Source organism: Desertivirga brevis, assembly GCF_017355835.1.
In genome coordinates this window covers 200,926-215,394 of record NZ_JAFEWF010000004.1, presented here as the reverse complement: position 1 = coordinate 215,394, position 14,469 = coordinate 200,926, and the positions used below count along the sequence as shown (strand labels likewise).

15 protein-coding genes are annotated in these 14,469 nt (G+C 39.3%); 7 read left to right on the top strand and 8 right to left on the bottom strand.

The window, feature by feature from the left end:
- Window positions 1-7 precede the first annotated feature (7 nt).
- The 3 genes from trpS to kdsB all read left to right on the top strand — a co-directional run bounded on the left by trpS (window position 8) and on the right by kdsB (window position 2,581).
- Window positions 8-1,003, top strand: coding sequence for a tryptophan--tRNA ligase (trpS, locus tag J4N25_RS12855; RefSeq protein WP_207422611.1), 996 nt, complete (start codon window positions 8-10; stop codon window positions 1,001-1,003).
- Between the two features lie 170 nt (window positions 1,004-1,173).
- Complete coding sequence (locus tag J4N25_RS12850; protein WP_207422610.1) at window positions 1,174-1,788, top strand: deoxynucleoside kinase; 615 nt, start codon at window positions 1,174-1,176, stop codon at window positions 1,786-1,788.
- Window positions 1,789-1,804: 16 nt separating this feature from the next.
- The gene (gene kdsB, locus J4N25_RS12845) at window positions 1,805-2,581 is read left to right on the top strand and encodes a 3-deoxy-manno-octulosonate cytidylyltransferase (RefSeq protein ID WP_207422609.1); all 777 of its coding nucleotides are present in this window, start codon (window positions 1,805-1,807) and stop codon (window positions 2,579-2,581) included.
- A gap of 66 nt (window positions 2,582-2,647) precedes the next feature.
- Here the strand turns inward: kdsB and J4N25_RS12840 are convergent, their stop codons facing one another.
- The 3 genes from J4N25_RS12840 to J4N25_RS12830 form a co-directional block, all read right to left on the bottom strand.
- Window positions 2,648-3,088: an Hsp20/alpha crystallin family protein gene (locus tag J4N25_RS12840; RefSeq protein ID WP_207422608.1), complete on the bottom strand. Its 441-nt coding sequence runs from the start codon at window positions 3,086-3,088 to the stop codon at window positions 2,648-2,650.
- Window positions 3,089-3,240: 152 nt separating this feature from the next.
- Window positions 3,241-3,459, bottom strand: coding sequence for a hypothetical protein (locus tag J4N25_RS12835; protein WP_207422607.1), 219 nt, complete (start codon window positions 3,457-3,459; stop codon window positions 3,241-3,243).
- Between the two features lie 97 nt (window positions 3,460-3,556).
- Window positions 3,557-4,618, bottom strand: coding sequence for a COX15/CtaA family protein (locus tag J4N25_RS12830; RefSeq protein WP_207422606.1), 1,062 nt, complete (start codon window positions 4,616-4,618; stop codon window positions 3,557-3,559).
- A 173-nt stretch (window positions 4,619-4,791) separates the two neighbouring features.
- Between J4N25_RS12830 and J4N25_RS12825 the strand changes: the two genes are divergently transcribed.
- Window positions 4,792-4,983, top strand: a complete 192-nt coding sequence (locus tag J4N25_RS12825; protein WP_207422605.1) for a cold-shock protein — start codon at window positions 4,792-4,794, stop codon at window positions 4,981-4,983.
- A 222-nt stretch (window positions 4,984-5,205) separates the two neighbouring features.
- Here J4N25_RS12825 and J4N25_RS12820 read toward each other — a convergent pair whose 3' ends face one another.
- The 3 genes from J4N25_RS12820 to gatB all read right to left on the bottom strand — a co-directional run bounded on the left by J4N25_RS12820 (window position 5,206) and on the right by gatB (window position 8,613).
- Window positions 5,206-5,892 (bottom strand): response regulator transcription factor, encoded by a 687-nt coding sequence (locus J4N25_RS12820; protein ID WP_207422604.1) that lies wholly within the window; start codon window positions 5,890-5,892, stop codon window positions 5,206-5,208.
- A gap of 103 nt (window positions 5,893-5,995) precedes the next feature.
- Window positions 5,996-7,096, bottom strand: a complete 1,101-nt coding sequence (locus J4N25_RS12815; protein ID WP_369410859.1) for a redoxin domain-containing protein — start codon at window positions 7,094-7,096, stop codon at window positions 5,996-5,998.
- A complete protein-coding gene (gene gatB, locus J4N25_RS12810) occupies window positions 7,093-8,613 on the bottom strand; it encodes an Asp-tRNA(Asn)/Glu-tRNA(Gln) amidotransferase subunit GatB (protein ID WP_369410858.1) in 1,521 nt (506 codons plus the stop codon). The genes J4N25_RS12815 and gatB overlap by 4 nt, the downstream gene beginning before the upstream one ends.
- Window positions 8,614-8,670: 57 nt before the next feature.
- On the opposite strand from gatB, the gene J4N25_RS12805 reads away from it, so the two are divergent.
- Window positions 8,671-9,129 carry a hypothetical protein gene (locus J4N25_RS12805; RefSeq protein ID WP_207422603.1) on the top strand — a complete coding sequence of 153 codons (459 nt, stop codon included), beginning with the start codon at window positions 8,671-8,673 and terminating at the stop codon, window positions 9,127-9,129.
- 84 nt (window positions 9,130-9,213) lie between these two features.
- Here J4N25_RS12805 and kdsA read toward each other — a convergent pair whose 3' ends face one another.
- Window positions 9,214-10,026: a 3-deoxy-8-phosphooctulonate synthase gene (gene kdsA / locus J4N25_RS12800; RefSeq protein WP_207422602.1), complete on the bottom strand. Its 813-nt coding sequence runs from the start codon at window positions 10,024-10,026 to the stop codon at window positions 9,214-9,216.
- A gap of 76 nt (window positions 10,027-10,102) precedes the next feature.
- Complete coding sequence (recQ, locus tag J4N25_RS12795) at window positions 10,103-12,292, bottom strand: DNA helicase RecQ (protein ID WP_207422635.1); 2,190 nt, start codon at window positions 12,290-12,292, stop codon at window positions 10,103-10,105.
- A 95-nt stretch (window positions 12,293-12,387) separates the two neighbouring features.
- Between recQ and J4N25_RS12790 the strand changes: the two genes are divergently transcribed.
- Window positions 12,388-13,353 (top strand): KpsF/GutQ family sugar-phosphate isomerase, encoded by a 966-nt coding sequence (locus tag J4N25_RS12790; RefSeq protein WP_207422601.1) that lies wholly within the window; start codon window positions 12,388-12,390, stop codon window positions 13,351-13,353.
- Between the two features lie 9 nt (window positions 13,354-13,362).
- Window positions 13,363-14,445 carry a mannose-1-phosphate guanylyltransferase gene (locus tag J4N25_RS12785; RefSeq protein WP_207422600.1) on the top strand — a complete coding sequence of 361 codons (1,083 nt, stop codon included), beginning with the start codon at window positions 13,363-13,365 and terminating at the stop codon, window positions 14,443-14,445.
- The last annotated feature ends 24 nt before the right edge of the window (window positions 14,446-14,469 follow it).

Genomic DNA, 14,469 nt, shown 5'->3' with positions numbered 1-14,469 from the left:
CACCCGTATGGAAACAGTTGTAAGCGGTATACGCAGTACCGGCAAACTTCATTTAGGTAATTACTACGGTGCAGTGCAGAATTTTGTTAAGATGCAGCACGAGTATAATTGCTTCTTCTTTATTGCAGATTATCATTCATTAACTACACATCCTACCCCTGACGATCTTCACGGAAACGTGAAACAGGTTCTGATAGAGTACCTTGCTGCAGGGATAGATCCTGAAAAGGCTACTATATATGTTCAGTCTGACGTTCCTCAAATAGCAGAGTTATATCTGTTTTTGAATATGAACGCTTATATGGGTGAGTTAGAAAGAAGCACCTCATTTAAAGATAAGGTAAGATCGCAACCAGATAACGTGAATGCAGGCCTTCTCACCTATCCGGTTCTAATGGCTGCTGATATTATAATTCACAAGGCTACTAAAGTGCCTGTGGGTAAAGATCAGGAGCAACATCTTGAAATGGCTCGTACTTTCGGTAATCGTTTCAACCGTTTATATAATACTGAATACTTCCCTGAATCTTTTGCTTTTAGCTTCAGCGATAAGTTGGTAAAGGTTCCTGGTCTTGATGGCAAAGGTAAAATGGGTAAGTCTGAAGGTGAAGCAAATGCGGTTTATCTTTCAGACAGCGTTGAAGTGATACGCAAAAAAGTTATGCGGGCGGTAAGCGACAGCGGACCAACAGAGGAAAATCAGCCAAAGCCTGAGCCTATTCAAAACCTGTTCGATTTGATGAAGATCGTTTCTTCTGCAGATACTTATAGCCACTTTGATGAGCTTTACAATAAATGTCAGATCCGTTATGGCGACTTTAAAAAGCAATTAGCAGAGGATATGATCATTGCGACAGAACCTGTGCGCGAAAAGATCAATGCTATAGCAGCAGATACGGATTACCTGAGCAAGGTAGCGAAACTGGGAGCGGAAAAGGCGAGGGAAAGCGCATCTAAAACTATCCGCGAAGTAAGGGAAATAATCGGCTTCCGATCATTCTGATTCAAAGCTTCATAAAGCTTGACCCAGACTGTTATCATTAGGGGCTGAATGGTAAATTATCGGCAATTAACACGGCTTCTTCCCCTGCATTGAAAGCTTGGTGCTATTGATGAGAAGAAAAACGTAGGTCGTACTTTATAAATCGTAAATTAAAATTATACTTTTACAGTATGCATATTGCCATCGTAGGAAATATTGGAGCAGGTAAAACTACGCTTACTGAATTATTATCAAAACACCTTGGATTCGAAGCTCATTTTGAAGCGGTAGACAACAATCCTTATTTAGAGGATTTCTACAGTGATATGAAGCGCTGGAGTTTCAACCTTCAAATATACTTCTTGAATAGCCGGTTTAATCAGATCAGGGAGATAACCAGTGGCGAAAGGAATATTGTACAAGACAGGACGATCTATGAGGACGCTTACATTTTTGCGGAGAACCTTCATGAGATGGGCTTAATGACTAGTCGCGATTATGATAACTATCGTGCTATTTTTGATAATATGACCTCTTTCATTAAGGCTCCAGACCTTTTGATCTACCTCAAGGCCTCGGTTCCTACCTTGGTGAACAATATACAAAGACGAGGCCGCGAGTACGAAGCAGGTATCCGACTGGACTACCTTTCTAAACTAAACGAGAAATACCAGAAATGGATTGGGGGCTATAAGGAAGGTAAACTACTTGTTCTGGATAAGGACAAGTTGGATTTTGCCAATAACCCTGAAGACCTAGGCTTTATTATTCAGAGCATCGAACGAGAAATACACGGATTGTTTTAATACCCATATCCTTAACATGCAGCAAAGTTCAACAGCAGATGCATCTGCACCTACAGTAACTAAAATTTTAGGAGTAATTCCTGCCCGGTACGCCTCTACCAGGTTTCCGGGGAAACCTTTGATCGATATCGAAGGAAAAAGCATGATACAAAGGGTGTATGAACAGGCTTTGAAAACCGAGAAGCTGGACGAAGTAGTGGTTGCTACAGACGATGAGCGAATCTTAATGCATGTACGCGCATTTGGTGGTCGCGCAATCTTGACTGCAGACACACACCAAAGTGGGACCGACAGATGTGCTGAGGTTGCTCAAAAGTTACCGGGATTTGATATTATTATCAATATTCAGGGAGACGAGCCCTTTATAGACCCTAAGCAGATCGATATGGTTTGCACCTGCTTTGCATCAAGCGATACGGTCCTGGCAACATTGGTAAAACCAATCACTAGCGAAGAAGAGCTGTTTAATGTAAACTCCCCAAAGGTTGTATTAAATAAACTATCTGAAGCCATCTATTTCAGCAGATCTACAATTCCTCATGTAAGAGGGAAAGAACAAACTGAATGGCTTAAAAGTCATCAATTTTATAAGCACATCGGTATCTACGGCTATCGAATGGATACTTTGCTTAGCATAACAAAATTACCAGTTTCTATCCTCGAAAAAACAGAAGCATTGGAGCAATTGCGCTGGATAGAGAATGGGTACCGGATTAAGGTTGCGGTAACCGATATTGAAACTACTGCAATAGATACACCGGACGATTTACAAAAGGTACTTAACCAAATGTAGTTAATAAAAAAGCGCTGCCTTTGTTTCCAAAAGCAGCGCTTCAATCAACCTAACCTACAAAATACTTTATTTGATAGAAATTTCTCTTGTTAGAAGCTTAGCTTCTTCTTTTTTAGCTACAATAATTCTTAAAATACCGTTTGTATATTCAGCATCTATATTGGTTTGATCCGCTGAATCTGGCAGGGTAAAGGACCTTACAAAAGAGCTGTAGCTGTACTCTTTTCTGCTGAACCTCTTATTTTCTTCTGTATTTTCTGTTTTTTTCTCAACAGAAATGCTTAACACGTTCTTCTCAAGGTTAATTTTGAAATCTTCCTTGTTCAAACCCGGAGCAGCAAGCTCTATATGAAATCCATTTTCAGTCTCTGCAATATTAACTGCAGGTACACGAGTGGTTAATCTATCTGATACATAAGAGTCATTAAAGAAATTCTCAAACACATCAGAGAACCAAGGACTTAAAGCATTGTTATTGTTTCCGTTTGAAAATTTTACTAGTGCCATTTTTATTTCCTCCTATTAATTTTTTAATGATTTACCAGCATTATTTCAAGTTCTGTACCACTCGCATTTTTGCGAAAATTTCTTCAATTCAAAGACAAAATGGCCGGCGTTTTATTTTACGCCAGCCATTCTGTCGCAATTTTACTTCTTTCTTATGCAAGATTTGCAATATGCTTATCAATCTTCTTCCCTATCTCGACCCAGGGAAAATTATTTGAGACGCCTCCTTTGGCGGACTCCCAGGACCAGGAATTGCCTTTTTCCCTATAGAGCTGCCCTATGAAAACCGAATTTTGTACTACAGAGAAAGTTCCTTCGCTTTCTTCTACTTCATATAACTGACCATCAATTGTAAATTCAATTTGTTCCATTGGTTTTATATTAGTTTATATATCCAAAGTAAGTTCGCTTTTTTTTGTTTCATTAAAATGACCTTAGTCATAAATGAAAAAGACCTGTCAGCTGATTTTACAAGGATGGACTTCTTCTGACAAGGAAGGCGGCCGCTACAATAACTAGCAGAAGCAGAATACCAACGAGTTGGTGAACTACAGCATAATAAATAGCTTGAGAATACATACTGTTAACAAGGGCAAGAATGCCTAATACAATCTGCACCAGCATAAGCAATAGTACGAGAGAACGATATTTCCGAAGCCAGTATGTTCGCTCGATCTTGCTGGCCTGGTAATACCAGAAGAGGATTACAACAGCGATTAAATATGCGAGAGAGCGATGTATAAATTGTATAGTGATCGGATTATTCACAAGATCATGAAACGCATTTACAGAACTAAACATACCACGAGGTAAAATTTGACCATTAATGTCGGGCCAGGTAGCACCATATAGAGCAGCATGTGATCCGGCCATAAAAGCACCATAGATCATTTGAAGAAATAATAGGAACAGCAGCAATGAGGTGGTTTTTTGAAGTCCGGCGCGGTATCGGATCTGCGAAGGAGGAACAGACAGCCCCATGGTAAACCATTGCAGGTAAACCAATAAGATAAGGGCGCTAACGAAATGTATTGCGAGCTTTACATGATTTACCACGACAGCTGTATCATTAAGACCGCTTTTCACCATGATCCAGCCAATTAGACCCTGGAGGCCTCCCAATAAAAATAACACTATAAGAGGTAATACCATCTTCCGGCTAATTTGCTTCCTTAAAACAAATACAGAAAAAGGAATAATAAAAACAACGCCTATGAGCCGTGCCCACTCACGATGGAACCACTCCCAGAAAAATATGGCTTTATAATCTGATAAAACGAAGTGATTGTTTAACTTCTTAAACTGGGCTATCTGCTGGTACTTTTCGAAACTTTCTTGCCAGGCTTGTTCAGTTAAGGGAGGAATTGCACCCAGGAGAGGTTTCCATTCAGTGATCGATAATCCAGACCCTGTTAGCCTTGTAATAGCTCCTAGAACGATCTGAATAATTAACATGGCAACTCCAACAAGAAGCCAGATAATGACCAGTTTTTCTTTCTTCTGAAGATTTGTTGAGGGAATTACATACATGCGGCTAATTTGTATCAAATACTTAACTCACTCAATGACGGGCGTCATTTTTAACAATGAGATTAAGAGCATATGCAATTGGTATAGAAAAAAAATACGTTAAACTTTATTTTTGAAACCTTGCATCTTTCCGAATTATTTAGTCTACCTTTATGTTTTTAATAAATAATATAATGCAAAAAGGAACAGTAAAATTTTTCAATGAAACAAAAGGTTTCGGTTTTATCATCCCGTCAAATGGCGGAGGCGAGATCTTTGTTCATTCTACAGGACTTGTTGATAACATTCGCGAGAATGACAATGTAGAGTTCGAAGTAGAACAAGGTCGTAAAGGACCTAATGCGGTAAATGTGAAGGTAGTTTAATTACTATAGAAATATTAATCGGAAAAGCATTTCTCCTAAAAAGGGAAATGCTTTTTTTTTGAAAGTAAAATTCGGTTTTTAAGTCTCAAAGAAGATTGAGATTACTTTCATCCTTCGTTTGCAGCTTGCAGACAAAGGGTTTTTGTGTGATAAAGTACAGGAAAAAATCTATATAGAACGTAGCAGGTATAACGTCAATTGTAGTAAGTTAAGGCCTTTGAACTAGGCCTCAAACTTGTACCCTACTCCTTTAACTGTGCTTACATAGCTATCGCCCAATTTCTCACGAAGCTTTCTGATATGCACATCAATGGTGCGATTGGTTACCACTACTGAATCTTCCCAAATGCTTTTTAAGATAACCTCTCTAGTATAAACCTTTCCGGGTTTAGATGCTAGTAGATATAAAAGCTCGAATTCCTTTTTAGCAAGTACTGTTTTTTCACCGTGGCGGTAAACAAGATAGGTTTCGCGATCGATAACCAGATCTGATATCTCCAGCTTATTTTCTGCAACCTCCTCGGTTTGACTATTCCTGCGAAGGATGGCATTTATACGACTTACAAGGGCACGCGGTTTAATAGGCTTTGCGATATAATCATCAGCTCCAACGTTGAACCCCGCAATCTCCGAATACTCTTCACTTCTTGCAGTTAAAAACACCATGAAAGTGTTCTTAAATTCGTTCATCGTACGTAAGAGTCTGCATGCTTCAATACCATCCATCTTAGGCATCATTATATCAAGGATGATTAGATCAGGATGAACTTTTTTTGCTTCAGAAACACCTTCCTGTCCATTGGAAGCGGTATAGACCTGGTAACCTTCTTTTTTAAGATTATATTCTATAAGCTCACGGATATCCGGTTCGTCATCTACAATGAGAATTTTTTGCTTTGTTGAACTCATGACTTTATTTTATGCCACTAAAGTATAACGAGAACTGCACGAAACAGTTAAGACAATATTAAATTATTGTTAAGAATTACAAATCCTTAACACATTCGTGTATTTATCTCAATGTTTTCTTTAAAAATTCTTCAAGCTGACCTCCTCGGAGATTCTTTGCAACGATCTTTCCCTGAGGATCTATAAGGAACGAGGAAGGAAGCGCTTCTACCTGGTATTTCTTAGCAATGTTACTCTCCCACTGATTAAGCTCAGACACATGATTCCAGACTAGCTTGTCATCGCTTATTGCTTTTTTCCAGGCATCTCTGGAATTATCCAGCGAAACGCCAAGGATGGTGAAGTTTTTATTGCTGAAGGCTTTATACTGTTTCACAAGATTCGGATTCTCTTCGCGGCAGGGAGGACACCAGGAAGCCCAGAAATCTATTAACACATATTTCCCTCTTAAACTTGAAAGTTTCATATTACCACCTCCAATAGAAGGGGCTTCAAAATCAGGAGCGGTTTGCCCTACTGCCAGGCTCTTAATCTTATCTGTATAAGCAAGGAACTCTTGTACGGCTTTATTATTAGGGAATTTGCCTTTGATCTGCTCTGCATAAGCCACCACAGGCTGTTCGTACTGGGTTCTGTCCAGTGAACTCATAGCATAAAATCCCGCCAGGTTATCCTTATTTTCGTTTCCAAACTTTATTGAAGCCTGAGCAAATTCATCCATGTTCTTCTGAAAAACAGGAGTCATAACAGCTACTAAAGAGTCTCTTGAAGCAGGGTTTCTGGAAACGCTCTCCTCGTAACGGGTTTGTAAGTCGGCAAATTTCTGTTGATGTGCGCTACTGATCTTGTTAAACTCCTCTAGCTTATCGGCGAGATCAGAACCATCGATTGTATACTCTCCAGAGGGATTTTTATAATCTGCATTAAAGTCTAATTCATCGCCATTCTGGGCAAGAAAAAGGTAGTTCTTCTCGCCTGGAGCAACTATAAAATAGAAGTCAGGATCTGGTGAAGCGACGTTGAACTTGAATTCTTTGTCTTCATTTAATAGTGCCGAATCTACTACTATCCCCTGCTTGTAAAGATAAACCTGCTTAACCGTGTCTGCATTTTCAAGTTTACCATTTAAGGTAAACTGATCTTTGTTCTTACAAGCTGCAAGTAATGCTATCAGCACAAGTGCCGCTCCTGAAATCCTTCTCACTTTAATGATTCTATTTTTTGTATAAGTAGTTTGTTCGCTGTTTTAGGGTCTATTTTGCCCCCGGAAAGTTTCATCAACTCTCCCATAAACAAACCTAAAACGCCTTTTTTGCCTTTATTGTATTCGGCAACTTTTTCAGGGAATTTATTTACTGCCTGTTCTATAAGCTGGGATAGTTGATCTTCGTCTGTATCAATAACCAGGTTCAACTCATGTACTATAGTATCTACTGTTTTACTAGGAGAAGCAACTAATGCAGGAAACACCTGTTGGGTTGCCGCTGAGTTATTGATCTTACCTGAATCTACCAGGTCGATTATTTCCGAAACAGACTTTGCAGAAATAGCTAATTCTGAAATATCTTTCCCTTTCTCGTTAATGAGGGATTGTACCGGCCCGTTAACCCAATTAGCAGCAGATTTATAGTTTTTAGTAAATGTTACTATTTCTTCATAGAAATCTGCAACCGACTTATCATTAGTTAATTGAACGGCATCGGTTTCAGACAAACCAAATTCAGAAACATATTTTTTAATCCTTTGCTCTGGTAGTTCGGGTAAGGTTTTTCTTAGCCCCTCAACCCACTCTTCAGTCAAATGAAGCGGCGGCATATCGGGTTCAGGAAAATATCTGTAATCTAAAGCCATTTCCTTTGACCGAAGAACAGAAGTAACTCCTGTTGCTGCATCAAAATTCAATGTATTCTGATCTATATTTCCGCCTTCTTCAATAACTCTAACCTGGCGTTTAAATTCGTAAGTTATTGCTCGTTGAAGATTTCTGATCGAATTTAGGTTCTTCACTTCGCACCGACATCCATATTCCGTTGCTCCTTTTAACCTTACGGAAATATTAGCATCGCAACGCAAACTCCCCTCCTCCATGTTTCCATCACACACTCCCAGGTAACGAACGATCTTTCTAACTTCTGATAAATATGCAGCTGCTTCTTCGGCAGAACGGAGGTCGGGCTCTGAAACAATTTCTAAAAGGGGAACTCCAGCGCGATTCAGATCAATAAGTGAATATTTATCGTCTTTATCGTGCATGCTTTTTCCTGCGTCCTCCTCCATGTGGATCCGGTTCAACCTGATTTGTTTAGAAGGCTTATCCTTTAAAGAAATAGTTACGTAACCGTCTTTACAGATCGGTAACTCATCCTGAGTGATCTGGTATCCTTTGGGCAAGTCTGCATAGAAGTAATTCTTCCTGTCGAATCTATTAACAAGATTGATACGGCAGTGAGTGGCCAATCCTAATTTAACTGCATAGGTGACAACTTCCCTGTTTACCTTTGGTAAGGTACCCGGCAAACCGAGAGATATTGGAGTTGTATGTTTATTTGGCTCAGCGCCAAAGAATGCAGGATCTGAAGAGAAGATTTTTGTTTTGGTAGACAATTGAGCATGAATCTCTAATCCTATTACAAGTTCATACTTATCTAGAACTTCGTCATTAAGTTTTTTTGGTTCCGCAGCCATTAAAGTCATTACGCCAAATATACTACTTCTCGTCAAAATTTATAATTGATGGCATGAACTTTGAAAATTTGGTAATACATCAAAATCTATCTTATGAAAAAAATAATTTACACTGCATTAATGCTGTGCTTGACCCTGCTCGTGGGTACCGTGAATGCACAGGAACAAAAACGCTCTTCTGGTAACATTTCAGATCAACCACTTTGGGGACCGGTGGGTTATAACACTGTGTCTTACTACTTTATCCCAGACGTTAAAGCTTACTATAGTGTAGCTGAGAAAAAATTTATCTTTTTAGATAAAGGCGAGTGGGTGAAATCAGAAACTCTTGCTGAGGTTTATAAGGACGTTGACCTTTATTCGGTTTATAAAGTTGTAATTAATCGTCCTGAACCGTATCTTAATTACAAGGCACATGTCCTAAGATATGGACACTATGCTGGCCAGAAAAATAAACAGGTTGCTATTGCAAATAGTACAAACTCAAAATATTTTGTAATTAACGGACATCCTAAAGCAGCAGAAGAACAAGCTTCTTTAAACAACCAATAAGAAGATAGAGATTTTAGGATTACTGTAAAAAAACTATAAGGAATTAAGCGGCTTCCAGGACAGGAAGCCGCTTTTATTTTGTGCTTAAAGTACTGCTTGTCTAACTCTAATTAGCTTTTCAAGTAGTTCTTCTAACAATGTAAGGTGTAACATATTTGCTCCGTCTGACTTTGCATTTTCTGGTTCCGGATGTGTTTCAATAAATAAACCATCTGCTCCGACTGCAATTGCGGCCTTCGCTATTGTCTCAATAAGTTGTGGTTTTCCACCCGTTACTCCTGAGGTTTGGTTAGGCTGTTGTAAAGAATGTGTACAATCCATGACAACTGGCACGCCAAATGATCTCATCTCGGGAATATTCCTATAATCGACTATAAGATCCTGATAACCAAAAGTATTTCCACGATCTGTTAATATAACGTTGTTATTTCCTGAGTCTTTAACTTTGTCTACTGCAAATTTCATGGAGGAGGCAGATAGGAACTGTCCTTTTTTAATGTTCACCGTCTTTCCGGTTTTTGCCGCTGCAATGAGCAGATCGGTTTGCCGGCATAAGAAAGCAGGAATTTGTAAAACATCAACATACTCCGCGGCCATCTCGGCCTCATCACTTTCGTGAATATCTGTTACCGTTGGCACTCCAAATTCCTTACTGATCCTTGCAAGTATCTTAAGAGCCTTCTCATCCCCTATTCCTGTAAAGGAATCTATTCTGGAACGATTGGCTTTTTTATAAGAGCCCTTGAATATGTAAGGAATATTCAGCCGATCGGTAACTGTCACTATTTGCTCTGCTATTCGAAGAGCTATGTCTTCTCCTTCTATAGCGCAGGGGCCTGCCATCAAGAAAAAGTTTTTACTGTCGGTGTGCTTAATGTTTGGGACGTTGGAGATCATGGTACGAAAATAAAAAAGTCGGAAGACATAACCATCTGGTTAAGCGTTCCGACTCCATGTTTATAAAAGTTTTTAATTAGTTTCCTAGTTCTGAAAGGAACTTAATCCTCATTAACTGAAGTTCCTCGATGGTATAGTCGTCGCTACCCAATTCCTTTAGAGCATCTTCCACAGAGTCAGCCTCAGCCGACCGGAAATAATCAAACACCTCATCCTGGCGATCTTCATCGATAATTTCATCTATATAATAATCAAGATTCAGTTTAGTTCCTGAATTAACAATAGATTCAACCTCCCGAATAATATCCTCATAGCTGATACCTTTAGAAGATGCAATATCTTCAAGGGATATTTTCCGGTCAATGTTCTGAATGATAGAAACCTTCAGTGCTGATTTATTAGCGGTGCTTTTTATAACAAGATCAACCGGCCTGTCTATGTCGTTTTCCTCTACATACTTTTTTATTAGCTCGATAAACGGTGCGCCGAATTTCATTGCCTTACCTGCTCCTACTCCCTGTATCTGCTTCAATTCGTCAATTGAAACCGGGTAGTGCGTGCACATCTCTTCAAGAGAAGGATCCTGGAAAACAACGAAAGGTGGAAGGTTCTTTTGTTTAGCAATCTTCTTACGTAGATCCTTCAACATTTGAAGGAGCTCAGTATCTAAGGCACCGGTACCCTGTTGAGGGCCGTCTTCCTGCTCATCCTCTCCAGTTTCCATCGGTCTGTTCAGAATAAAACGAATGGAATGAGGTGCCTCTATAAATGCTTTTCCAGACTTTGTTAAATGAAGCAAGCCGTAATTATCTATATCTTTTGAAATATAGTTATTCAGCAATGCCTGTCTAAGAAGTGACTTCCAGAGCGTAATTCCATCTTCCTTACCACTACCGAACAGCGGATGTCTATTTTGATCGTAAGCTGAAATTTGAGAGGTATCCTCTCCCATCATAAAATTAATAATGTGATGGTCGTCAAACTTCTCACCAAACTCTTCTATTAGCTTTAATACCAGCTGAAGCTTTTCAGAACCATCAAAATGGGTTTTAGTAGCTCGGCAGTTATCACACATTTCGCCACAACCCGCTTCATTGAAATTCTCCCCGAAGTAATGCAGGATCTGCTTTCTTCTACAAACAGAAGACTCAGCATAATCGATCACCTCTTTTAATATCTGAGTGCCTATCTCCCTTTCGGAAACAGGTTTATCTTTCATGAACTTGGCCAGCTTATCAATATCTTTTTCAGAATAGAAAGCTACACAGACGCCCTCACCGCCATCACGCCCGGCACGACCAGTTTCCTGATAGTACCCCTCCATACTTTTTGGAATATCATGGTGGATAACGAAACGAACGTCTGGTTTATCGATGCCCATACCAAATGCAATTGTGGCTACAATTACCTCCACTTCTTCCATCAGGAACTTATCCTGCGTATCGGCGCGAACCTTGGCATCTAAACCAGCATGGTAAGGAAGGGCTTTGATTCCATTTAAGTTTAAAGCCTCTGCAACCTCCTCTACCTTTTTCCTGCTTAAGCAATACACAATACCCGTTTTACCACTATGTCCTTTGATAAAGCGGATGATCTCCTTCATAATATTCTTTTTCGGTCTTACTTCATAGAAGAGATTAGATCTGTTAAAAGAAGATTTAAACAAAGTGGCGTCATTCATCTGCAGGTTCTTGATAATGTCCTGCTGAACTTTAGGCGTGGCTGTAGCTGTTAAAGCTATAATCGGAATATTTTCGCCGAGGTTGCTAATTACCTGACGGATTTTTCTGTACTCGGGCCGGAAGTCATGTCCCCATTCCGAAATACAGTGAGCTTCGTCTACTGCAACGAAAGAAACTGTAATCAGGCGCAGGAAGTCGACATTCTCTGCTTTTGCTAAAGATTCGGGCGCAACGTAAAGCAGTTTTGTTTCTCCACTAAGTACGTCTTGTTTAACTTTAGTTATTTCAGACTTATTTAGTGAAGAATTTAGAAAGTGGGCTATACTGTCTGTTCCTCCAAAAGCGCGAAGCTGATCTACCTGATTCTTCATCAAAGCGATCAGCGGCGAAATTACCACGGCTGTTCCCTCACTCATTAAAGCAGGCAATTGGTAGCAGATTGATTTACCACCGCCTGTCGGCATTATTACGAATGTATCTTTTTTCTGTAGTATATTAGTTATGATTGCTTCTTGCTCTCCTTTGAAATTATCGAAGCCAAAAAAGTTCTGTAAATTATCGAATAATGATTTCTTTATCTCCATCGTCCTCACCGGGAAATTATTTAGAAAGGCTAAATTTAACGTCAAAATAACATATTTTTGCCGGAAAATCGTATGATTATTTAAAAAAAGATTATTTGAAAGCAATTACCGATATCATACAAATTGCCCAGAGGACACTACAAATTGAATCGGAAGGCATTTCAGAGTTAATGTCAAAACTAAATAATGACTTTGCTCTGATAGTAGAAACGATCCTTAAAATAAAAGGTCGAATAATTATAACGGGGGTTGGAAAAAGTGGCATCATTGCCCAGAAGATCGTAGCTACCTTTAATTCAACCGGTACTCCTGCTATTTTTATGCATGCTGCCGACGCTATACACGGAGACCTTGGCATTATTCAGGAAGATGATCTGGTTATCTGTATTTCGAAAAGTGGTAACACTCCTGAGATTAAAGTGCTTGTTCCTTTGCTTAAACTTTCGGGAAATCCATTGGTGGGTATGGTTGGCGACCGCTCATCCTACCTGGCGAAGCAAGCCGATTATATTCTGGATACCACTGTTCAAAAGGAAGCATGCCCGCATAACCTGGCGCCTACCACCAGCACAACAGCACAATTAGTAATGGGAGATATTCTTGCTGTATGTCTTTTAGAGTGCCGGGAATTTACTACTGCAGATTTTGCTAAGTATCATCCAGGTGGCTCGCTGGGAAAGAGGTTATACCTGAAAGTAGCCGATATTTATATCCATAATGAAAAACCACAAGTTGATCCTGAAGCATCAATAAAAAGGGTAATTTTAGAGATCACAAAAAATAGGCTTGGAGCTGTAACTGTGGTAGATCAGGAACGGATAGCTGGCATAATTACGGATGGGGATATCAGGCGTATGATGGAGAAATTTGATACGTATGAAGGATTAACGGCAAAGGATATTATGGGTACAAGTCCGAAACAGATAGCTAGCGATGAACTTGCAGCCACTGCTCTTGATGTAATGCGTGCAAATAATATCACTCAATTAATAGTTACTGAAGGAAATATTTACAAAGGAATCATACATTTACACGATTTACTAAAAGAAGGATTTTTATAATATATACAAATGAAGGACTTTTATGCCGTAATTATGGCCGGTGGCATTGGGAGCCGCTTTTGGCCGATTAGCCGAACCGCACATCCAAAACAATTTATTGACATTCTAGGCACGGGAAAAACTCTTATCCAGCACACCTATGAACGCTTCCTTAAAATTGTACCCAAAGAGAATATCTATATTGTAACCAACGACATTTATAGAAATCTTGTTAAAGAGCAATTACCAGAAATAGCTGATTCGCAAGTTTTAGGTGAACCGGTAATGAGAAATACGGCGCCATGCATTGCTTACGCATGTCATAAAATTAGTCTCCTGAACCCAAATGCTGCAATTGTGGTTGCACCATCAGATCACCTAATCGTGGATACTGATGAGTTTGTGAGGAACATCAACGATTCATTGAAAACAGCAGTAGAGCATCAGTGTCTCGTTACTTTAGGAATCAAACCTTCTCGTCCGGACACAGGATATGGTTATATTCAGTTTAATTCACATACTATAGGTGAGAATTTCCACAAGGTTAAGACCTTTACAGAGAAACCTAATCTTGAACTCGCTAAGACGTTTGTACAAAGCGGGGATTTCTTATGGAATGCAGGAATATTTGTATGGTCTGCAACAGCAATATTAAAAGCATTTGCAAGTTACCTTCCAGAAATGAATGATATCTTTGTTGAAGGTGAAAGTGTATTTAATACCGAGGGTGAACAAGCTTTCATCCAGAATGCCTACTACCAGTGTACCAATATCTCCATTGATTATGGTATTATGGAAAAAGCTGATAATGTATACGTTTTACCAACAGATTTCGGATGGTCTGATCTGGGAACATGGGCTTCTGTGTACGAACTGGCAGAAAAGGATTACGTAGGAAATGCGGTGATACCTTCAGATAAGGTTATCATGTATGATTCTTCTAATTGTATGGTTAACGTACCTGAAGAAAAGTTGGTAATTCTTCAAGGCCTGCACGATTACATCGTAGTAGAAGCTAATAATACTTTAATGATCTGCCCTAAATCACAAGAGCAAGCTGTGAAGCAAATTGTTGCTGATGTAAAAGGTAGATTCGGAACAGAATATATATAAGCGTTATTAATGTCTGAAGTCTGA

Coding starts and splice junctions, on each gene's coding strand:
- trpS (WP_207422611.1), top strand. CDS start 8: ATGGAAACAGTTGTAAGCGGTATACGCAGTACCGGCAAACTTCATTTA.
- J4N25_RS12850 (WP_207422610.1), top strand. CDS start 1,174: ATGCATATTGCCATCGTAGGAAATATTGGAGCAGGTAAAACTACGCTT.
- kdsB (WP_207422609.1), top strand. CDS start 1,805: ATGCAGCAAAGTTCAACAGCAGATGCATCTGCACCTACAGTAACTAAA.
- J4N25_RS12840 (WP_207422608.1), bottom strand. CDS start 3,088: ATGGCACTAGTAAAATTTTCAAACGGAAACAATAACAATGCTTTAAGT.
- J4N25_RS12835 (WP_207422607.1), bottom strand. CDS start 3,459: ATGGAACAAATTGAATTTACAATTGATGGTCAGTTATATGAAGTAGAA.
- J4N25_RS12830 (WP_207422606.1), bottom strand. CDS start 4,618: ATGTATGTAATTCCCTCAACAAATCTTCAGAAGAAAGAAAAACTGGTC.
- J4N25_RS12825 (WP_207422605.1), top strand. CDS start 4,792: ATGCAAAAAGGAACAGTAAAATTTTTCAATGAAACAAAAGGTTTCGGT.
- J4N25_RS12820 (WP_207422604.1), bottom strand. CDS start 5,892: ATGAGTTCAACAAAGCAAAAAATTCTCATTGTAGATGACGAACCGGAT.
- J4N25_RS12805 (WP_207422603.1), top strand. CDS start 8,671: ATGAAAAAAATAATTTACACTGCATTAATGCTGTGCTTGACCCTGCTC.
- kdsA (WP_207422602.1), bottom strand. CDS start 10,026: ATGATCTCCAACGTCCCAAACATTAAGCACACCGACAGTAAAAACTTT.
- recQ (WP_207422635.1), bottom strand. CDS start 12,292: ATGGAGATAAAGAAATCATTATTCGATAATTTACAGAACTTTTTTGGC.
- J4N25_RS12785 (WP_207422600.1), top strand. CDS start 13,363: ATGAAGGACTTTTATGCCGTAATTATGGCCGGTGGCATTGGGAGCCGC.